Genomic DNA, 21,501 nt, shown 5'->3' with positions numbered 1-21,501 from the left:
AACTTGACTTAAAAATAAAATTAAGGTATATTAAAAATTAGGAGGAATACAACTGTATGATACGTATCGAAAACCTCAGTGTCTCCTACAAAGAAACGTTGGCACTAAAGGATATTTCACTAGTGCTCCAAGGACCAACGATTACCGGGATTATTGGTCCAAACGGCGCTGGAAAATCAACCTTATTAAAAAGTATGCTGGGCATTATCCCACATGAAGGACATGCTTTTATCGATGATAAAGAAATGAATAAATCTCTTAAGAAAGTTGCCTATGTCGAGCAGAAAATTCATATCGACTACAACTTTCCTATCAAGGTAAAAGAGTGTGTTTCTCTAGGACTCTATCCGTCCATTCCACTCTTTCACACTTTAAAGGCAAGTCACTGGAAAAAAGTGGCAGATGCACTTGAAATCGTTGGACTCTCAGACTATGCTGAACGCCAGATCAGTCAACTCTCTGGTGGCCAATTCCAGCGTGTCTTGATTGCCCGCTGTCTAGTTCAAGAGGCTGACTATATTCTCTTAGACGAGCCCTTTGTTGGGATTGACTCAGTCAGTGAAGAAATTATCATGAACACGCTGAGAGATCTTAAAAAGGCTGGCAAGACGGTCCTTATCGTCCACCACGATCTCGGTAAGGTTCCCCATTATTTTGACCAGGTACTCCTTCTCAACAAGGAGCTAATTGCCTTTGGTCCAACAAAGGAGACCTTCACCAAAGCCAATCTCAAACAAGCTTATGGTGACCGACTCTTTTTCAATGGAGGTGACCTATGATTGGAGAATTTATAGATGGATTGCAGAATTTCCACTTTCTACAAAATGCCTTGATTACAGCAGTTGTCATCGGTGTTGTAGCCGGAGCTGTTGGCTGCTTTATCATTCTACGTGGGATGTCTCTCATGGGCGATGCCATCTCGCACGCTGTTTTACCTGGTGTAGCCCTTTCCTTTATTTTAGGGATTGACTTCTTTATCGGGGCTATTATCTTTGGACTACTTGCCTCTGTCATCATCACCTACATCAAGGGGAACTCTATCATCAAGAGTGACACTGCCATAGGGATTACATTTTCATCTTTCTTGGCTCTGGGTATCATCCTGATTAGTGTGGCTAAAAGCTCGACTGACCTCTTCCATATCCTCTTTGGGAATATTTTGGCTGTGCAAGACTTAGACATGTATATTACCATCGGTGTGGGAGCACTCATTCTCTTGGTTATCGGGATTTTCTTCAAACAACTCTTGATTACATCCTTTGATGAACTCCTAGCCAAGGCTATGGGCATGCCAGTTAATTTCTACCACTATCTACTCATGGTACTCTTGACTCTGGTGTCAGTGACTGCTATGCAAAGTGTCGGAACCATCCTTATCGTAGCCATGCTGATTACCCCAGCTTCGACAGCTTATCTCTACGCTAATAGTCTTAAGAGCATGATTTTTCTTTCATCAGGCTTGGGAGCTCTAGCTTCTGTCCTGGGACTTTTTATCGGTTATAGCTTTAACCTAGCTGCAGGTTCAAGTATCGTGCTGACATCTGCCAGTTTCTTTCTCATCAGTTTCTTTATCGCACCAAAACAACGTTATCTGAAGCTGAAAAATAAAAAAATCAAACAATAACGAGGGAAGCCCCTCTGGAGGAATCTAATGAAAAAATTAGGTGCATTGCTGGTTCTCTTTCTTTCCGTAATTGCTCTTGTAGCATGCTCTACTGGAAAAAAAGACACGGCCACAAGTGACCAAAAATTAAAAGTCGTTGCTACAAACTCAATTATCGCTGATATCACTAAAAATATCGCTGGAGATAAGATTGATCTTCATAGTATCGTGCCTGTTGGACAAGATCCACACGAGTACGAACCTCTTCCTGAAGACGTCAAGAAAACGTCTCAAGCCGACTTAATCTTCTACAACGGCATCAACCTTGAAACAGGTGGAAATGCCTGGTTTACAAAATTAGTTGAGAATGCTAAGAAGACTGAAAACAAGGACTACTTTGCTGTCAGTGAAGGCGTTGATATCATCTACCTAGAAGGCCAAAATGAAAAAGGGAAAGAAGACCCACATGCTTGGCTCAACTTAGAAAACGGGATTATTTATGCTCAAAACATTGCTAAGCAACTCATCGCTAAAGACCCTAACAACAAGGAATTCTACGAAAAGAATCTCAAAGAATACACTGAAAAACTAGACAAGCTTGACAAGGAAGCCAAAGAGAAATTTAACGCTATTGATGCGGACAAGAAACTCATCGTAACCAGCGAAGGATGTTTTAAATACTTCTCTAAAGCTTACGGTGTCCCAAGTGCTTACATCTGGGAAATCAATACTGAAGAAGAAGGAACACCTGACCAAATCAAGACTTTGGTTGAAAAACTTCGCCAAATGAAGGTTCCATCACTATTTGTTGAATCCAGTGTCGATGATCGTCCAATGAAGACTGTTTCTAAAGACACAAATATCCCAATCTATGCTCAAATCTTTACGGACTCAATCGCTGAAGAAGGTAAAGAAGGCGATAGCTACTACAACATGATGAAATATAACCTTGACAAGATTGCTGAAGGTTTGTCTAAATAATTATTTTAAAAACGTCAGTCACCATGAATTGGCGTTTTTTATCTATTCAAATTCCGGTCAAATTGTTGGAAAGGTCTGAACATTTAATGTAGAATGAAAGAAAAAAGATTGGAGTAGCTCATGACTACATTCCTTGGAAATCCTGTAACTTTTACAGGAAAACAACTACAAGTAGGTGACAAGGCCCTTGACTTTTCTCTAACAACAACGGACCTTTCTAAAAAAACACTGGCTGACTTTGAAGGCAAGAAAAAAATCTTGAGTGTTATCCCTTCTATCGATACAGGTATCTGCTCACTGCAGACTCGTCGCTTTAATGAAGAACTGGCTAGCTTGGACAACACTGTAGTCCTAACGGTATCTATGGACCTTCCATTTGCACAAAAACGCTGGTGTGGTGCTGAAGGAATTGAGAATGCCATCATGCTATCAGACTACTTCGACCACTCCTTTGGACGCGATTATGCCCTCTTAATCAATGAATGGCATCTGCTTGCACGCGCAGTTTTTGTTCTCGATACTGATAATATCATCCGCTATGTCGAATACGTAGACAATATCAACAGCGAGCCAGACTTTGAAGCCGCTATTGCAGCTGCAAAAGAACTCAACTAAGTCCAGCTCTTGTAGCAAGAAGCTAGAGAAATCTAGCTTTTTTTGGTATACTAGATAGAGATAATAAACAAGGAAATGCGAATGACACCAAATAAAGAAGACTACTTAAAATGTATTTATGAGATTGGCATGGATGTTCCTAAGATTACAAATAAGGAAATTGCTGCTCGAATGCAGGTATCTCCTCCAGCTGTAACCGAAATGATCAAGCGCATGCAGTCTGAAAATCTTATCTTAAAAGACAAGAAAAAAGGATACTTGCTCACCGATATTGGCTTAACACTTGTATCAGAGCTTTATCGTAAACATCGTCTGATTGAGGTTTTCCTGGTCCACCATCTAGACTATACCAGTGACCAAATTGATGAGGAAGCTGAAGTGTTAGAACATACCGTTTCAGACTTTTTTGTGGAAAGATTAGAAAGTATGCTCGGCTTTCCAAAGACCTGCCCTCATGGTGGTACCATTCCTGCTAAGGGAGAACTTTTGGTTGAAATCAATAACTTGCCACTAGCAGAAACCAAAGAAGCTGGAACCTATCTCCTGACTCGCGTTCACGATAGCTTTGACCTCCTCAAATATCTTGAAAAACATGCCATCAATATCGGAGATAAACTCCAAGTTCAACAGTTTGATGACTTTTCTAACACCTTTACTTTGATTCATAAGAACGAAGAACTCTTGCTAAGTCTAGAAATCGCCAAACAGCTCTATGTTGAAAAACTGAACTAAATACGTCACAAAAAAACCAAGCATACAAGCTTGGTTTTTTCTTATCTATTTTTAGTATCTAGGATAATGGTTACTGGGCCATCATTGACTAATCCCACCTGCATATCTGCTCCAAAGATTCCTGTCTCAACAGGAACTTCCTTGGCTAGTTCCTGGTTAAAATCTTGATAGAAGGCCTCAGCCATATCTGGTTTAGCGGCGCCTGTAAAGGCTGGACGATTGCCTTTTTTGGTATCGGCAAACAGAGTAAACTGGGAGATGGAGAGAATTTCTCCTTGGATATCCTTAACAGACAGATTCATCTTGCCTTCAGCATCTGAGAAAATCCGCATATTGACAAGCTTTCTGACTGCATAATCCAAATCTTCCTGCTGATCCTCAGGTCCAACCCCCACTAAGAGCAAGAGCCCTTGTTTGATTTGACCATGAATCTGCCCCTCAATAGAAACCTGAGCTTGCTTGACTCGCTGAACGATGATTTTCATAGAAATCCTTTCTGACTGTATCGAGCATACTTAACCATTGGTCCGTTTGACTGAGTAGACTTCTGGTACGCTCTTAATCTTATCAACTACCGTTGTCAGAGTTGAAAGGTTTGAAATCCCAAAGGAAACGTGAATATTTGCAAATTTCATATCCTTGGTCGGTTGGGCATTAACCGAAGAGATATTCTTAGTTGTGTTTGATAGGACTTGCAAGATATCATTCAAAAGACCAGAACGGTTGAGTCCATAGATATCGATATGAGCCATATATTCCTTGGTTGAGAATTGGTCTTCCCATTCGACATCTAGCAAACGTTGCTCGTAATTTTCCTGTGAACGAAGGTTCATACAGTCCACACGGTGGATGGCAACTCCGCGACCTTTGGTGATATAACCAACGATATCATCACCTGGAACAGGATTACAACATTTGGCAATCCGTACCAAGAGTCCAGAAGCACCTTGGATGACAACTCCACCCTCATGCTTGACCTTGAGCGTGTCCTTGTTCTCAACCTTGACTTCGCCACCCTTGACCAGTTCTTCTGCTTCTGCCTTAGCCTTGGCGCGCTCTTCTTCCCGGCGTTCTTTTTCCGTCAAACGATTAAAGACGGTAATGGCTCCGATCTCTCCAAAACCAATGGCTGCAAAGAGAGCTTCTTCTGTCTTGTAGCTGGTTTTTTGAAGGACTTCATCCATGTGGCGCTTATCCATAAATTTATTGGCTACATAGCCGTTTTCTTGGAGCTGATTAATCAGCATTTCACGGCCTTTATTGATGGACAATTCTTTATCTTGATTTTTAAAGAACTGACGAATTTTGTTACGAGCCTTGCTGGTTTTAACCATGTTGAGCCAGTCACGGCTTGGTCCAAATGAGTTTGGATTGGTGATGATTTCAACCTGGTCACCCGTTTTAAGTTTGGTCGTCAAGGGAACCATACGACCATTTACCTTGGCTCCAGTTGCTTTTTCTCCAATCTTGGTATGAATCTCATAGGCAAAGTCAATCGGTCCAGAATCCTTTGGAAGCGAACGAACCGCTCCATCTGGAGTGAAGACATAAATCTCTTCTGCCAGATAGTTTTCTTTGACAGTATCTACAAATTCCTTAGCATCATCTGCCTGGTCTTGGAGTTCCATCATCTCCTTGATCCAGTTCATCCCAATAGCAGATTCTTTACTATTAACTTGGCCTTTCATTCCTTTTTTGTAGGCCCAGTGAGCCGCAACCCCATACTCAGCAACCTCGTGCATCTCTTTGGTACGAATCTGGAATTCAATCGGTCCTTTTGGTCCATAAACAGTCGTATGAATGGACTGATAACCATTGGCCTTACGATTGGCAATGTAGTCCTTGAAACGACCTGGCATTGGTTTCCATAGCTCATGGACATAGCCCAACATAGCATAGACATCACTCTGAGTATCCAAGATACAGCGAATAGCAATCAAGTCATAGATTTCCTCAAAGCGTTTTTTCTTGTCCTGCATCTTACGGTAAATAGAGTAGATATGCTTTGGACGACCATAGATTTTTCCTGTCAGGTTGCGCTTAGATGAATACTCCTCAAGTTTTGTCACAACTTCATCGACCAAGGCTTCACGTTCTTGACGTTTCTCCTTCATCATATGACTTATCTTGTAAAACTCTGTCGGATTTAGATAACGGAAGGAAAGGTCTTCTAGTTCCCATTTAACACTTGAAATCCCCAGACGGTGAGCCAGTGGTGCGTAGATTTCCATGGTTTCTCGGGAAATACGTTCTTGCTTGTCCTTACGAAGATGCGTAAGGGTGCGCATATTGTGCAGGCGATCAGAGAGTTTTACCAAGATAACGCGGATATCCTCTGACATAGCCATGAGCATCTTGCGGTGATTCTCAGCCAACTGCTCTTCTATAGACTTGTATTCGACCTTACCAAGCTTGGTAACACCGTCTACAATCACTCGAACATCATGACCAAATTCGCGCTCTAAGTCATCCAAAGTAGCATCTGTGTCTTCAACAACGTCATGCAAAAAACCACAGGCAACAGTGACAGCGTCCAGCTTGAGCTTAGCCAAGATACCTGCTACCTGAATAGGGTGGATAATGTACGGCTCGCCTGATTTACGATATTGGCCACTATGGCACTCTACAGCATAAACCAAGGCCTTATGGACAAAAGCCACATCTTCTTTCGATAAATATTTTTGCGTTAAAGCGACGACTTCATCGCCAGAATAAATTACTTCTTTTGGCATGCATACTCTCCAGTTCTTCCTACCATTTTAACACTTTTTAGTCAATATGAAAACTAGTAGAGTCTCCTTCTATCCGAGTTTCTAAACTTAATAAAAAACACTACTAGAAAAACTCTAGTAGTGTTGATTTATTCAAATCTATCTTAGTAAACTGTCTTTTCAGTTTCTACGTCAAAGAAGTGAGCTTTGTTCAAGTCAAATCCAAGTTCAACTGTTGCACCAGCTTGCAAGTAGTCACGTGCATCAACTTTAGCAACGAATTCATCTTTACCAACTTGGCAGTATAGGTGAGATTCTGAACCAAGCAATTCTGATACAGAGATAGTTGCTTTCACAACTGATTCTGGGAATGTTTCAAGGAAAGCAGGTTCTGCATTCACGTCTTCCGGACGGATACCGAAGATCAATTCTTTACCTTCGTAACCTTTTTCACGAAGAACTTTCAAAGCACCTTCTGGAACTTTCAAGTTGAAGCCGTCACCAACGATGTGATCACCGTTCAATTTAACATTGATGAAGTTCATAGCTGGGCTTCCGATAAATCCTGCTACGAATTTGTTAACTGGGTTTTTGTAAACTTCTTGAGGAGTACCGATTTGTTCAACACGTCCGATAGTACCAGTACCAGCAGGGTTTTTAGTAGCTGACATGATAACGATACGGTCTGCAAGTGTCATCGCTTCAGTTTGGTCGTGAGTTACGTAGATAGTTGTAGCTCCGATACGACGGTGAATTTTAGCGATTTCAGCACGCATTGATACACGAAGTTTTGCATCCAAGTTTGACAAAGGCTCGTCCATCAAGAACACTTTTGCATCACGGACGATCGCACGACCCATGGCAACACGTTGACGTTGACCACCTGAAAGGTCAGCTGGTTTACGATCCAAGAATTCTTTCAAACCAAGAATTTCTGCTGCTTCTTGTACACGTTTGTCGATATCTTCTTTACTGTATTTACGCAATTTCAAACCGAAAGCCATGTTATCGTATACAGTCATGTGTGGGTAAAGAGCGTAGTTTTGGAATACCATGGCAATGTCACGGTCTTTTGGAGCTACGTCGTTGACAACCACGCCATCGATAGATGCAGTACCTTCTGTGATATCTTCAAGACCTGCAATCATACGAAGAGTAGTTGATTTACCACATCCTGAAGGACCTACGAAAACGATAAATTCTTTGTCTTTGATGTCCAAGTTGAAGTCTTCAACTGAGTAGTGTTCGCTGTTTGGATATTTTTTGTAAATATTTTTAAGATTTAATTCTACCATTTTGGTGAACTCCTTTTATTTTTGATAGTTTTATTATAGATGAAAACGCTTTACATTTCTATGGCAAGGTGACCAAAAAAATAAAAAAGTTCTGTGCAACTTGCACAAAACTTTAGATTATATCTGGTAAAATCAACTGATAGCACAAGGTCAAGTCCGTCAATTCTTTCAACTGAAGCCCTGTTAATTCTTCCCATTTATCAATCTTGTATTGGAGGGAATTACGGTGTAGATAGAGCTGTTGAGCTGTCTTCGTAAGGACTGCACTATTTTCCCATAAGGAGAGAATGATTTCCTGAATCTGATCCTGATCCAAAATCATCTGGTGTAGATAATCTTTGATCAAACCAAGATCTACCATTTTTTCACCCATACTCCAAAGGTAGAGCTGAGAAAAGGTATGGAATCCTTGATGACCTTGACGCCACCAGTTTTTAAACAAGTCACGTTCTGCCTTGATGATATCTGTCAAACTCTGATTTCCTGCTTGCGACCAGACCTGACCAAGCATAATAGAGAGACGAACTCCAAAGTCGTATTCTACAGCTTCCAAGGTATCCATCAAGATTGAGCGAACAGAAGTGTATTTGTCCTGTTGGAGAACAAAAAGGTAATCCTGAGCGCCAACCTGAAGAACTGTCTCGCAATTAGGAAAGAGGGTTTTCATCATATCCAACCAAAAAGTCAGGTTTTCCTGTTGGTAATAGGAAAGGTGACAATAGACAACTTGTAGCTTTTTAAATCTTTGCGGTGCTTGCCCCTTGCCCTCTATCAAATAGCTATACCAGGGATTGAGAGAGATAGTTTGTTCCTGCTGGGTTAAGAGAGCTACCAACTGCTTCTCACGTTCACTTAGTCCAGCTTCTTCCAGTAAAACCCACTGATTTGAGGATACTGGAAGCGTCAGATAGCCTTCCTTATCGACTGGCTGATCTACGATTTGAGCTTGTGGAAACCAATCTAGTAATTCTTTTGCAATCATTTCCTAGCCCTCCACTTTTTGGATACACCAAGAAATCAAGGTTTCTAGACGTTCCATATTTTCAGTCATATGAAGATAACCCATGACCGCTTCAAAACCCGTAGACATACGGTAGGTCACTACATCTGCATTCTTTGCCTTGGTGTGACTATTGGTATTGCGACCACGTTTATAGATTTCTTCTTCTTTTTCCGTTAGGACTTGCTCCTCCAACATGAGGGAAATCAAGCGTGCCTGAGCCTTGGCTGATACATACTTAGTGGCCTCTTGATGGAGTTTATTGGGCTTGGTCATGCCTTTAAGAATGAGATGACGGCGAATATACATAGAATAAACCGCATCTCCTTCAAAGGCTAGCGCAATCCCGTTAATGAGATTGACATCAATCACGTGTCCACCTCACTCCATCCTTGGTATCAAGTAGTTTAATCCCTTGAGCAGCTAGTTGGTCACGGATTTGGTCAGCTGTCGCAAAGTCACGATTGGCACGCGCTTCTTGGCGTTTTTGAATCAAGGCTTCAATCTCTTCATCCAAAACTTCCTCAACAAAGACAACTCCAAAGACTTCCAACATGGCTGCAAGAGTTTCCTTAACACTTGCATCATAGTTACCTGAGTTGATCCATTTGGCCATTTCAAAGACAACAGTGATTCCATTAGCTGTATTGAAATCCTCATCCATAGCTGCTACAAACTTATCTTTAAAAGCTTGCAATTCTTGAGCATCTACATCTCCAGTAAATGGTTGCTCGTAAGTGTTCTTCAAATACTTGAGATTAGTCTCGGCATCGCGCACAGCCTTTTCCGTAAAGTTGATAGGTTTGCGGTAATGCTGAGTCGCAAAGAAGAAACGAAGCACTTGACCGTCGATAGTTTTGAGGGCATCGTGTACCGTAATGAAGTTCCCCAAAGACTTGGACATCTTGACATTGTAGATGTTGACAAAGCCATTGTGCATCCAGTAGTTGGCAAAAGTCTTGCCTGTTTTAGCTTCAGATTGGGCAATTTCGTTGGTATGGTGAGGAAACTCAAGGTCAGCTCCACCACCGTGAATATCGATGGTATCGCCTAAAATCTCCGTTGACATAACCGAACATTCGATATGCCAGCCTGGACGACCAGGCCCCCATGGACTGTCCCAAGAAATCTCACCTGGTTTGGCTGCTTTCCAAAGAGCAAAGTCTACAGGATTTTCCTTACGAGCTGTTTCTTCGTCTGTCCGACCTGAAGCACCTAACTCCAAGTCTTCTAGGGTTTTATTGGCTAACTTAGCATAGTTGTGGGATTTTTCCACACGGAAATAGACATCGCCCTGACTCTCATAGGCATAGCCTTTTTCAATCAGGTCTTCCACAAAACGGATAATGTCAGCCATAAACTCGACTACTCGTGGATGACGGGTAGCAGGCTTGACGCCCAAGGCCGTAACATCCTCACGAAAGGCAGAGATATACTTATCCGCTACTTCTTGAGGTGTAATGCCTTCTTCCTTGGCACGGTTGATAATCTTATCATCCACATCCGTAAAGTTAGAAATATAGGCAACCTCATAGCCACGGTACTCAAAGTAGCGACGAATGGTATCGAAGGCTACTGTCGAACGGGCATTCCCCACGTGGATATAATTGTATACAGTTGGCCCACAGACATACATCTTGACCTTGCCGTCCTCGATTGGGACAAATTCTCGCAAATCACGAGACATGGTGTCATAGATTTTAATCACTCACTGACTCCTTTCTCTTTCTTGTTTATCGTAAAGAGTAGTTTCAATCCAGCTCTCTGGCAATTACTAAGGCTATCTCAAAGAAAGTCATAGCATCAGCTTTTCTATCCTCGCGTCTAGCATCCCATTCGTGATTGTGATGGTCGACATAGTCAGCTGTATAGAAAAATTGATAGACCTGGGCTTGTCGATATTGGGCCCAGGCCATGATAGCCGAAGCTTCCATATCTACAACTCTAGCTCCTGCTTCAAGTCTTCGTTTGACCTTAGCAGCTGTCTCACGATAGAAGGCATCTGTGGTCCAAGACTTTGTTCGAATATGCTCAACACCAGCTTTATCCAAGGCGTTTTCCATAGTTAAGAGTAGAGATCGATCATAAGCTATTTCATCACTTGCTGGAGCATAGTGATAACTAGTACCTTCATCACGTAAAGCCGAGCTTGGTAAGATAATCTTATCTGCTTGAATAGACTGGTCTAGAACTCCGCAAGATCCCAAAACAATAAAGTTCTTAAATCCTCTTGCTTTTAGTTCTTCTAAGAGTCCAACAACCATTGGAGCTCCAATAGTAGCCATAGCAACTGCTACCTTACTCCCATCTTTTTCATAGATATACCATGGCAGTTTGCCATTTAGATTGGTAAGATAGCCACCTTCGTAGACACCATCTATCTGCTTTACTCGTTCAAGGATTTCTCCATTAAAAGACAAGATAATGGTATCACAAACTTCTCCACCACTAACGAGGCTTCGATCAGTTGGCTCGATAACAGCAGGTACATTTTCAAATTCTTCTAATATCATCGACCTAACCTCCTAATTAAAGAGTCACTTCTCATTACAAACCAGACGACCTGTGACTGGCTTCTCTAGCATGCTCAAGTTTATTGACGTAGTATTCACGTTTTTCTTCGACTTCGTGAATGGTTGGTTCATCCTTTTGCCCATGCACTCGGACAATCTTGGCTGGAATTCCGACAACCGTCACGTCACTTGGTACGTCTGCCACGACAACTGCTGCAGCACCGACTTTAGCGTTTTCACCGATTTCTACAGGACCGATAACCTGGGCATGGGCTGATATAAGAGCTCCCTTACGCACGGTCGGATGTCGTTTGCCAACATCCTTACCTGTACCACCGAGAGTGACACCGTGGTAGAGAAGGACACCCTTCTCAACAATGGCCGTCTCCCCAATAACCAGACCCGCCCCGTGGTCGATAAAGACACCAGAGTCAATCTGAGCTCCTGGGTGGATCTCAATCTGAGTCCAAAAGCGCCAAAACTGGCTATGCATACGAGCTAAAAGCTTAAAGCCATTCTTCCAGAGAAAATGAGAGAGACGGTGGGCAGCCAAGGCTTTCACACCCGGATAGGTCAAAAGAACCTCCAAAGTGGTGCGAGCCGCTGGATCATTTTCTTTTACGATATCAATGGTTTCACGCCACCATCCCATACATTTCTCCTTTCTTATTCTGAGTCTTTTGGTGTTTCAGTAGTTTCTTTCTTAGGTTTGTGGTCCTTGTGGTGGTGACGAGGACGATCGCCATGACGATGACCTTTATCTCCTTTTTCTTCTGAACGTTCAGGTTTTGGCGGACGTGGCAAGAGTGCCTTCATAGAAGCATCTACACGACCTTTTTCATCGATCTTAATAACCTTCACATCTACAAAATCACCAATTTGAACTAAATCTTCTACATTATTAGTACGAGTCCAAGCCATTTCAGAGATGTGAACGAGGGCATCCGTCTTGTCAAAGAGGTTGACAAAGGCACCGAATTTCTCGATACGCACAACTTTGGCATGGTAAACTTCGTCCACTTTTGCTTCACGAACCAAACCAGCAATGATTTCTTTAGCACGGTTGATGGCATCTTGGTCGCTAGAGTAGATAGATACGTTACCTTCTTCGTCGATATCAATCTTAACGCCTGTTTCAGCAATGATCTTATCGATTGTTTCTCCACCCTTACCGATAACAATCTTGATCTTGTCCACATCAATCTTGATAGTATCAATTTTCGGAGCAGTTGGAGCCAATTCTGGACGAACTTCTGGAATCGTTGCTTCAATCACGTCAAGGATTTCAAAACGAGCTTTCTTGGCTTGGGCAAGAGCTTCAGTCAAGATTTCTGCAGTGATCCCTTGGATCTTGATATCCATTTGAAGGGCTGTAATCCCGTCACGCGTACCCGCAACCTTAAAGTCCATATCTCCAAAGTGGTCTTCCAGACCTTGGATATCTGTCAATACGGTGTAGTTGTTTCCATCTGAGATGAGACCCATGGCAATACCTGCTACTGGAGCCTTGATTGGAACACCACCAGCCATAAGGGCAAGTGTTCCCGCACAGATAGATGCTTGAGATGAAGAACCGTTTGATTCCAATACTTCTGCTACCAAACGGATGGCGTATGGGAATTCTTCCAAGCTTGGCAATACTTGAGCAAGAGCACGCTCACCGAGAGCACCGTGACCAATTTCACGACGACCTGGTGCACCGTAACGACCCGTTTCCCCTACAGAGTATTGTGGGAAGTTATAGTGATGCATAAAGCGTTTCTTGTACTCTGGATCCAAGCCATCGATGATTTGCGTTTCACCCATTGGTGCCAAGGTCAAGATAGAAAGAGCTTGCGTTTGTCCACGAGTAAAGAGACCTGAACCGTGTACGCGAGGAAGGAAGTCAACAACCGCATCCAAAGGACGGATTTCATCGACCTTACGGCCGTCAGGACGAACCTTGTCTTCTGTGATCAAACGGCGCACTTCTGCGTGTTCCATTTGTTCCAAGATTTCAGCCACATCACGCATGATACGGTCAAATTCTTCGTGGTCTGCATATTTTTCTTCGTAAACTGCTGTGACTTGGTCTTTCACTGCTTGAGTTGCAGCTTCACGCGCCAATTTTTCTTCAACTTGAACAGCTTTTTGAAGATCGCTGTTGTAGGCTGCGATGATTTCAGCTTGCAAGTCAGCATCCACATGAAGCAATTCTACTTCTGCTTTTTCTTTACCAACTGCTGCAACGATTTCTTCTTGGAAGGCAATCAATTCTTTAACAGCTTCATGTCCTTTAAGAAGAGCTTCCAACATGATTTCTTCTGACAATTCTTTAGCACCAGACTCTACCATGTTGATAGCGTGCTTAGTACCAGCTACTGTCAATTCAAGAAGCGATTGCTCTGCTTGTTCTTGAGTTGGGTTGATGACGATTTCTCCATCAACATAGCCTACTTGTACCCCAGCGATTGGTCCATCAAATGGAATATCTGAGATAGAAAGTGCCAATGATGAACCAAACATAGCTGCCATTGGTGCAGATGCATTTTCGTCGTAAGAAAGCACAGTGTTGATGACTTGCACTTCATTACGGAAACCTTCCGCAAACATGGGACGGATTGGACGGTCAATCAAACGCGCTGTCAAGGTCGCATCTGTTGAAGGACGTCCTTCACGTTTCATAAAGCCACCAGGAAACTTCCCAGCCGCATACATTTTTTCTTCGTAGTTGACTTGAAGTGGGAAGAAATCCCCAGTTGCCATCTTCTTAGACATAACGGCAGCAGTCAAGACAGTTGACTCACCGTAACGCACGACTACAGAGCCATTTGCTTGCTTAGCAACCTGACCAGTCTCTACGATCAACTCACGACCCGCAAAAGTCGTTTGAAACACTTGTTTTGTCATTGTAATCCCCTTTGGATTGATAAAATTATACGCCTTGCCTACAAAGATCAAGATATTTTGGACGGTTCGGCTTGCCGAACATTTCTGTAGAAAAATAGGAAGGTGACGTCGCACTCGATGAGTGCTAGGAAGCTTATCTTTTTTCATAAGAAATGAGACCAAAATTCAATTACTCAAGATACTAAGCCGTTAAGCAACTCAAAGGAAAATAGGAAATCAAACGACGGAGCGACTGCTCCTAGGTAGATTTATCTTTTTCCACAGAGTTGTAGGCGGGTTCAATTACTCAAGATATTTTGGACTTTTTGAGTTTCGTTTTCACAACCTTTACAACCTAAATACCCTCATCTTTGTATCAAGTACGTACAGAGTCTATTTTATCATATTTTTCTTAAAAAGTACGGTCTTTTCTATCAAAAAGGAACCATTCCTCTATGAAAAGAAGAATGGTTTGTTTTTTAATATTTTAAGATTGGTGATTGAACAAGGCATGGGTTGCTTGGTGGATGTACTGAGCAGTGTCTGCATTGTTCATAGTGTAGAGATGTACCCCTGCTACGTCTTGCGTTACCAAGTCTACGATTTGGTCTACGGCATAGGCAAGTCCTGCTGCTCTGAGTGACTCAGGGTCATTCTCATACTTGTCCAAGATAGCCTTAAACTTACGTGGGAGATGGATATTCTCACAAGTCTTCAAGAGACGAAGCGCTTGGTTACGATTCAGGATTGGCATGATTCCTGCATGGATGGGAACATCAATCCCTGCCAAGGTGCATTTGTCTTGGAAATCATAGAAACGCTCATTGTCAAAGAAAAGCTGAGTGACAAGACTTGAACAGCCTGCATCTACTTTTTTCTTGAGATTTTGAATATCTGAGATTTGGTTTGGCGAATCAGGATGTCCTTCTGGATAACAAGCTCCAATAATTTCAAAGTGTGGCGCCTGTTCCTTAATGAACTCAATCAAATCAGTGGCATAACGAAAATCTTTTTGTGGCTCCACATCCGGAATGATGTCTCCACGAAGAGCCAAGATTTTCTGAACCCCAACCTTATCCAAATCTGCAATAGTCTCAGCCACCTTATCCTTAGTTAGATAGATAGCTGGCAAGTGAGCAATAGTCGGAATCTCCAAGTCATTTTGGATATAGTCTGCCAAACGAACCGTCGTCTCTTTGATATTAAATTTATTATTGCTGGCAGTCACACTGATGAAGTGTGGGGCCAAGTCCTGCATATCTTTCAGGGCTGCAATAATTTTGTCATTGCCTACTGCTGGGTTTGGAGGGAAAACTTCAAATGAGAGGGACGGTGTTTGACGTGACATATTTATGAACCTTTTCTAGTTGATTTTTTTACTGATCAACCGTGTAGGGAGAACTGTCTTTTCTTACAATTTCTCACGCGCAGCTTTGGCAGCTTCTACAAGGCGGATCAAGCTTTCTTTCGTTTCTGGAATACCACGTGTTTTCAAACCACAGTCAGGGTTGATCCAAACTTTTCTGCTTGGCACTTTAGCAAGGATTGCTTCGATTGTGTGGTCGATTTCGCCTTCGTTAGGCACACGAGGTGAGTGGATATCGTAAACCCCAGGTCCAACTTCTGTTTGGAAGTTTTTCGCTTTGAGTTCGTCCAAGATTTCAAGATTTGAACGGCTAGCTTCAAATGAGATAACGTCAGCATCCAAGTTGTCGATAGCTGGGATGATATCTGTAAATTCTGAGTAACACATATGAGTGTGGATTTGTGTGTCTGGTGCTACTGTTGAGTGTACCAAACGGAAGGCTGGAATAGCCCAGTCAAGGTAATCTTCGTACCAGTCGCTACGACGAAGTGGCAATTTCTCACGAAGAGCAGCCTCGTCGATTTGGATGATTTTCACACCTGCAGCTTCAAGGTCAAGAACTTCATCCTTGATTGCAAGAGCGATTTGAAGAGTAGAATCCTTGATAGAGATGTCTTCACGTGGGAATGACCAGTTAAGGATTGTAACAGGTCCAGTCAACATACCTTTAACAGGTTTGTCCGTACGGCTTTGTGCGTAGCTAGACCATTTCACAGTGATTGGGTTGAGACGAGTCACATCGCCCCAGATGATTGGTGGTTTAACCCCACGCATACCGTATGATTGTACCCAACCATTCTTAGAGAAGAGGTAACCTGACAAGTTTTGACCGAAGTACTCAACCATGTCGTTACGCTCGAATTCACCGTGTACAAGCACGTCAAATCCAACTTCTTCTTGCCATTTGATCCATTCGTCGATGGTTTCAGCAAGGAAGGCATCGTATTCTTCTTGTGACAATTCACCCTTACGGAAGGCCAAACGTTTGGCACGAACTTCCTTAGTTTGAGGGAATGAACCGATTGTTGTTGTTGGAAGGGCTGGAAGTTTGAATGCATCTTCTTGGATAGCTTCACGTTCTGCGAAGGCTGGCAAACGAGTGTAGTCTGCGTCTGTCAATCCAGCGATACGCGCACGAAGTTCCGCATTTTCACCAACACGTTCAGTCGCAAAGAGTTCTTTGTTCGCTGCAAGAGCTTCTGCACCTTGACCGTTGCGGATAGCATCCAAGTCACGGATTTCATCCAATTTTTCTACTGCAAATGCAAAGTGGTTCAAGATAGCTGGTTCAAATTCTTCGTTAGCAGTTGTAAATGGCACATGAAGAAGTGAACATGAGCTTGTCAAAACAATGTTTTCAGCAGGGATTTGCTCAAGAACAGCCAAGCTCTTTTCATAGTTGTTGCGCCAGATGTTCTTACCATTGACAATACCTGCATAGAGAGTCTTGTCAGCTGGGAAGCCACCTTTAACGAGTTCAAGAGTTTTCTTACCTTCAACGAAGTCAAGACCGATGGCATCTACTGGCAATTTCACAAGGTCAGCGTAAACGTCACGAACGTCACCGAAGTAAGTTTGAAGCAAGACTTCAAGACCTTTTTTATCAGCCAAGAGTTTGTTGTAGATGTTCAAGAATAGGGCTTTTTCTTCTTCTGTCAAATCTTTGACAAGAGCAGCTTCGTCCAATTGGATACGAGTTGCACCAAGTTCAGCCAATTTTGCAAAAACATCTTGGTAAGCAGCTACTAAGCTATCCACGAAATCTTCTGCTTTCACACCTTCTTCAAAGTCTGACAATTGAAGGAAAGTGAATGGGCCTACAAGGACAGGACGAGTGTTAAGTCCAAGCTCTTTTGCTTCTTGGAACTCATCAAAGATCTTGTGACCAGCCAATTTTACTTGAGTGTCTTTTTCAAATTTTGGAACGATGTAGTGGTAGTTTGTGTTGAACCATTTCTTCATTGGAAGGGCACGAACATCCCCTTTTTCTCCTTGGTAACCACGTCCCAAAGCAAAGTAACGTTCAAGATCTGACAATTCCAAGTTTTGAACAGATGCAGGAACTACGTTGAAAAGGAAGGCAGCATCAAGGAAATTGTCGTAGTGAGAAAAGTCATTTGATGGGATTTCAGTGATGCCTTTTTCTTTGACGATGTTCCAGTGTTTTGCACGCAATTCTTTCGCAGCAGCCAAGAGTTCTTCTTCTGAGATTTCTTTTCTAAAGTATTTTTCAGTTGTAAATTTTAATTCGCGGAATTCACCCAAACGAGGGAAACCGATAATTGTAGTTGACATGTTTTGTCCTCCAAAAATTGTTGTTGAAACTATCTTAACAGAAAAGAAATCATCTGTATAATTGTAAAAAATTAGGCTTTGATATAGTTTGAAACTATATCGCTTTTTGAAGCACAAAAAAGGATTTGGAGAAAATTCCCTAAATCCTTTGATAGACAATGATTAACAGATTTTCAAGATAGTCCTGTTCATAGTCAAACTTGAGTAAACTGAGAGTTGACTATGGCTTGGTATTAGAAAAGACTATAGGTTGATTTTTCTTTTGTAATTCTGATATTTCCCTGAAAAAGTGCGGACGGGAGGTAAAATTATCCGGTGGATGATTTTAGCAAACCAAGTAATTTCATCCCTATCAACCTTTTTCCTGTTCAAGCGGTACAACTGCTAGTGTCTTTCCTAAACTGGCTAAAACTTTTAAGACGGTATCTAACTGAGGACTGGTCTTGCCAGTTTCCATCCTGGCTATGACAGGCTGGCTCACTCCACTAAGTTCTTCTAATTTTTTCTGACTAATTCCTTGCTCATGTCTAGCTTCAATTAACTCACTCATGATAGCCACTCGCATATCACTTTCAAGGATTTCCTCCTTGGTAAAAAGTTCTGACCGGACATCCTTCCAATTACTCCCAATGGCACTATTTTTCATCACTTACTCCTCTTTCTTTTAAGTCCTTCAGTTCACGCTTGGCTTTTTCAATTTCTCTTCTAGGAGTCTTTTGAGTCTTTTTGGCATAATGATGTAAAAGAACAAAACTCCCATCAAGCCAAGCGACAAATAAAATCCTATCCCTAAGAGGTCTTAGTTCCCATATCTCATCTTCTAAATGTTTAATATAGGGTTCACCAGCTCTAGTACCATGCTGACTAAGTAGCTCGATATAGTCGTTTAGTTTATTGAGTTTTATGCGACTATCCTTACTTTTACGACAGGCCAATTCTCTCATATAATCCAAGACTGGCTCATTTCCATTTTTGTCCTTATAGAAGTAAATCGTGTGCACCAAGCAACCTCTTTTCAATTTAATTATAACTCAAAAGTTATTAAAAGTAAATCTAAATATTTATAAAAAGAAGACCTTAGAATCATTCTAAAGGTCTCATTTTTATTATTCGAAAAAATTACGAAAAGAGTTCTAAATTAGAGTTAATCCTGACTCTTACTCCAGCTCTATCCCCTTGTCACGGAGATTAGCCAGACACTCCTCATAGTAGGCATGGTCATGCTCGCTATAGATAGGACTGTTCAGCTTTTCCTCTGCTAAGTCTTGATACGGAGGGCAGGTCTTGCCGCGATAGTTCTTGTCCAGCCACTCTGGACTGACATTGTAGCCACGGCCAGCCATCTCCTCCATGATCAAGCGATGATAGGCATAGAGACGATAAGGCGAGTGGGTAAAGACATAGTCAACCGTCGCATGCTTTCTGCCCCAGCCATTGCCACGCAGAGCGCAGCACTCTCGATGTTGCCCCAAGAGCTGCGGACGTGGAAGTTGTGGAATCAAAGCCTCATGCCAAAGTCTCATGGGAGTCTCCTTTCAACAAGGTCGAATCTTGCAGATAAACATTTGGGTAACGCTCAAGCAAGTCTCGAGTGCTAGCAATCAAATCTTCCTTGGAAGCTTGACCAAAGCGATAGCGATCCAGCAGGAGCATGTAGTCTTTGCGCTCATCAAGGCTGGCTTGCTTTTTAAAATAGCCCCAAATATGCTGAAAAGCGTTGCAAACTTGACCCCTGTGTTCTGGAATCTGGCAGGCGCGGTCAATCATCTCTTGAACCTGACTCAGCTCCACTACTTCTTGCTTGAGATACTGGCGAATGTCCTTGTAAATATTGCTAGAATGGCTTAAAACAAGGTATTTATTTTCCGCCCAGAGTTGCTGACAAAGGGCACGTTGGTTGTTAGTTTCCATATTTCTCCTTAACTTCTACTAGTTCCCAGGAAATATGGAAACAAAGTTGTATCTATAAAATGAGCGAATTATAAGTGAATCAACTAGCCCCATCACCCTTTAAAGTTTTTCAAAAACTCTTTGAGTTCAGCATCGGCTTCTGGTGTGGGGCAATTCTTAAACATATACAAAATGACTTTTTTCTAAAACACTTTGTTATTTATTTCCGAAACATTGTTTTTCCCAGCTCGGCCATCACTTGGTGTTTTTGCCATGGTAATAGTATAACGGTTATCATCAAAATAAGTTAGTTTATAATGTTTACCTTCATCAGAAATAGTGAATCCCAATTGTTTCAAATCTTGCTTCAACTTTCCTGTTAAACCACTATAGTCAGTTAGAAGACGTTTAACTTCTTCCCTCTTCTTACTAAGAACATCTTCACTATTATTTTGCTGAATAATATCCTGAACGATATGTTTTTTGCGTGTGTTATCTTTAATACTTGCTAAGCTATCAGATAATACAGATAGAATAAATTCTTTCTTCTCATCTTGGAAAAATTCTTTTTCACTTCCACTAGATAAGAAACCACTATCATAAACAGTTTTATTGTTGAAAGCATCTCTATAGAAAGCTAACTCACTTTCCAGATCAGAAATACTACTACGTAAACGACCATTTTCTTCCGTTAACTCATCAAAATCATTACTAAAACTATCTAGGAGTTCTTCTGTCTCCTCTTTGGTTCTCTCAGCTTTCGTACGTTTAGATTTTTGACTTTCAAAACGATCTCGAAGTAAAGAAGTTAGTACGCCATCCCAAGTGTACAAAGGATCAATGCTTTGCTGATTTGTAAAATTTATAATCTCTTTTACAATGTTTTGTCTAGTTATAGTTGGATCAAAATATTCATAATTTAGAAACCTCTTATGTTTCACTACATCTGATTGATAATAGATTCCAATTGCTCCATTATACTCGTTAGTACTATTACATTGCTCTCGAATAAAAGTATTGGTTTCAAGATCTTCTTGAACAAAAATATGTGCTACCCCTTTAAGAGCATATGCTAATTTATCGACGTCAATGGGGATATTGTTTGAGAATGTTTTTGATACATAAACTACCGGTAAATCATAGAATTTTGTACCATTTATCACAGCAGTCAAAACACTGAGATTCTCACAGCCAATCAGATGGGGATTCATCAATATAGGAAGATCATTGTCATCTACAACGTATCCTTTTTCAATCAATAATCTAATAAATAATGGAGTTGTGAATGAAGGATCAACACCAATAGCATCTTCAGTAAAACTACGATCTAACATGATTGACATTTTATAGTCCTTAAAATTCATGATGTAATCTGTTTTCCAAATAATACCATCATCCAGTTTTTTTACATATCTTACAGCTACGATTTCTTCATTTCTGTATTCTTTAAATTCAAGTGAGATTGTATCATCACCGAATTTTTGATTGTAGGATCCATCCCAATTCAAATTGGGTATAACATTATTTTCGTGTGGGCTTCCTTGATTCCATTCAATCACTAAATTTAAAAAAGCTTCTTTAGTCAATGACTTATCAATCTTTAAAATTGTAGAAAAAAGTAACATTTATTTT

21 protein-coding genes are annotated in these 21,501 nt (G+C 41.5%); 5 read left to right on the top strand and 16 right to left on the bottom strand.

The window, feature by feature from the left end; genetic code table 11:
- Nucleotides 1–56 precede the first annotated feature (56 nt).
- From KJR31_RS00685 to KJR31_RS00665, 5 genes are all read left to right on the top strand, one after another.
- Nucleotides 57–779, top strand: a complete 723-nt coding sequence (locus KJR31_RS00685; RefSeq protein WP_214261623.1) for a metal ABC transporter ATP-binding protein — start codon at nt 57–59, stop codon at nt 777–779.
- Nucleotides 776–1,624, top strand: a complete 849-nt coding sequence (locus KJR31_RS00680) for a metal ABC transporter permease (protein ID WP_214261622.1) — start codon at nt 776–778, stop codon at nt 1,622–1,624. Before KJR31_RS00685 ends, KJR31_RS00680 begins: the two co-directional genes overlap by 4 nt.
- 27 nt (nt 1,625–1,651) lie before the next feature.
- Nucleotides 1,652–2,584: a metal ABC transporter substrate-binding protein gene (locus KJR31_RS00675; protein WP_214261621.1), complete on the top strand. Its 933-nt coding sequence runs from the start codon at nt 1,652–1,654 to the stop codon at nt 2,582–2,584.
- Between the two features lie 120 nt (nt 2,585–2,704).
- A complete protein-coding gene (gene tpx / locus KJR31_RS00670; RefSeq protein ID WP_214261620.1) occupies nt 2,705–3,199 on the top strand; it encodes a thiol peroxidase in 495 nt (164 codons plus the stop codon).
- Nucleotides 3,200–3,280: 81 nt separating this feature from the next.
- Nucleotides 3,281–3,931 carry a metal-dependent transcriptional regulator gene (locus KJR31_RS00665; RefSeq protein ID WP_214261619.1) on the top strand — a complete coding sequence of 217 codons (651 nt, stop codon included), beginning with the start codon at nt 3,281–3,283 and terminating at the stop codon, nt 3,929–3,931.
- A gap of 41 nt (nt 3,932–3,972) precedes the next feature.
- Here the strand turns inward: KJR31_RS00665 and dtd are convergent, their stop codons facing one another.
- The 16 genes from dtd to KJR31_RS00585 all read right to left on the bottom strand — a co-directional run bounded on the left by dtd (nt 3,973) and on the right by KJR31_RS00585 (nt 21,494).
- Entirely contained in the window at nt 3,973–4,416 is a 444-nt protein-coding gene (gene dtd / locus KJR31_RS00660; protein WP_214261618.1) for a D-aminoacyl-tRNA deacylase, read from the bottom strand.
- 30 nt (nt 4,417–4,446) lie between these two features.
- Nucleotides 4,447–6,663 carry a RelA/SpoT family protein gene (locus KJR31_RS00655; RefSeq protein ID WP_214261617.1) on the bottom strand — a complete coding sequence of 739 codons (2,217 nt, stop codon included), beginning with the start codon at nt 6,661–6,663 and terminating at the stop codon, nt 4,447–4,449.
- A 143-nt stretch (nt 6,664–6,806) separates the two neighbouring features.
- Nucleotides 6,807–7,937 carry an ABC transporter ATP-binding protein gene (locus KJR31_RS00650; protein ID WP_178894722.1) on the bottom strand — a complete coding sequence of 377 codons (1,131 nt, stop codon included), beginning with the start codon at nt 7,935–7,937 and terminating at the stop codon, nt 6,807–6,809.
- A 112-nt stretch (nt 7,938–8,049) separates the two neighbouring features.
- A complete protein-coding gene (locus KJR31_RS00645) occupies nt 8,050–8,919 on the bottom strand; it encodes a helix-turn-helix domain-containing protein (protein WP_214261616.1) in 870 nt (289 codons plus the stop codon).
- Nucleotides 8,920–8,922: 3 nt separating this feature from the next.
- Nucleotides 8,923–9,309 (bottom strand): Mini-ribonuclease 3, encoded by a 387-nt coding sequence (locus KJR31_RS00640; RefSeq protein WP_000567929.1) that lies wholly within the window; start codon nt 9,307–9,309, stop codon nt 8,923–8,925.
- Nucleotides 9,302–10,645 carry a cysteine--tRNA ligase gene (gene cysS, locus KJR31_RS00635; RefSeq protein ID WP_214261615.1) on the bottom strand — a complete coding sequence of 448 codons (1,344 nt, stop codon included), beginning with the start codon at nt 10,643–10,645 and terminating at the stop codon, nt 9,302–9,304. Before cysS ends, KJR31_RS00640 begins: the two co-directional genes overlap by 8 nt.
- Nucleotides 10,646–10,688: 43 nt before the next feature.
- Nucleotides 10,689–11,450, bottom strand: a complete 762-nt coding sequence (locus tag KJR31_RS00630; protein ID WP_214261614.1) for a nucleoside phosphorylase — start codon at nt 11,448–11,450, stop codon at nt 10,689–10,691.
- A 34-nt stretch (nt 11,451–11,484) separates the two neighbouring features.
- Nucleotides 11,485–12,102 (bottom strand): serine O-acetyltransferase, encoded by a 618-nt coding sequence (gene cysE, locus KJR31_RS00625; protein ID WP_178894717.1) that lies wholly within the window; start codon nt 12,100–12,102, stop codon nt 11,485–11,487.
- Nucleotides 12,103–12,116: 14 nt separating this feature from the next.
- Nucleotides 12,117–14,339, bottom strand: a complete 2,223-nt coding sequence (pnp, locus tag KJR31_RS00620; protein ID WP_214261613.1) for a polyribonucleotide nucleotidyltransferase — start codon at nt 14,337–14,339, stop codon at nt 12,117–12,119.
- A gap of 466 nt (nt 14,340–14,805) precedes the next feature.
- The gene (gene metF / locus KJR31_RS00615; RefSeq protein WP_214261612.1) at nt 14,806–15,666 is read right to left on the bottom strand and encodes a methylenetetrahydrofolate reductase [NAD(P)H]; all 861 of its coding nucleotides are present in this window, start codon (nt 15,664–15,666) and stop codon (nt 14,806–14,808) included.
- A gap of 63 nt (nt 15,667–15,729) precedes the next feature.
- A complete protein-coding gene (metE, locus tag KJR31_RS00610) occupies nt 15,730–17,979 on the bottom strand; it encodes a 5-methyltetrahydropteroyltriglutamate--homocysteine S-methyltransferase (protein ID WP_214261611.1) in 2,250 nt (749 codons plus the stop codon).
- A gap of 352 nt (nt 17,980–18,331) precedes the next feature.
- Nucleotides 18,332–18,625, bottom strand: a complete 294-nt coding sequence (locus KJR31_RS00605; protein ID WP_000797745.1) for a helix-turn-helix domain-containing protein — start codon at nt 18,623–18,625, stop codon at nt 18,332–18,334.
- Nucleotides 18,615–18,980, bottom strand: a complete 366-nt coding sequence (locus tag KJR31_RS00600; RefSeq protein WP_214261610.1) for a type II toxin-antitoxin system RelE/ParE family toxin — start codon at nt 18,978–18,980, stop codon at nt 18,615–18,617. The genes KJR31_RS00605 and KJR31_RS00600 overlap by 11 nt, the downstream gene beginning before the upstream one ends.
- A 156-nt stretch (nt 18,981–19,136) precedes the next feature.
- On the bottom strand, nt 19,137–19,502 hold the full coding sequence (locus KJR31_RS00595) for a TIGR02328 family protein (RefSeq protein ID WP_214261609.1): 366 nt from the start codon (nt 19,500–19,502) through the stop codon (nt 19,137–19,139).
- A complete protein-coding gene (locus KJR31_RS00590; protein ID WP_214261608.1) occupies nt 19,486–19,890 on the bottom strand; it encodes a YbgA family protein in 405 nt (134 codons plus the stop codon). The genes KJR31_RS00595 and KJR31_RS00590 overlap by 17 nt, the downstream gene beginning before the upstream one ends.
- A 182-nt stretch (nt 19,891–20,072) precedes the next feature.
- Nucleotides 20,073–21,494: a hypothetical protein gene (locus tag KJR31_RS00585; protein WP_214262535.1), complete on the bottom strand. Its 1,422-nt coding sequence runs from the start codon at nt 21,492–21,494 to the stop codon at nt 20,073–20,075.
- Nucleotides 21,495–21,501: the final 7 nt, after the last annotated feature.

Origin of the sequence: Streptococcus infantis (assembly GCF_018499575.1) — a bacterium.
Lineage (GTDB): Bacteria > Bacillota > Bacilli > Lactobacillales > Streptococcaceae > Streptococcus > Streptococcus infantis_K.
Note: the sequence above shows the minus strand (reverse complement) of the source record. Positions and strands in the feature narration are given on the sequence as shown.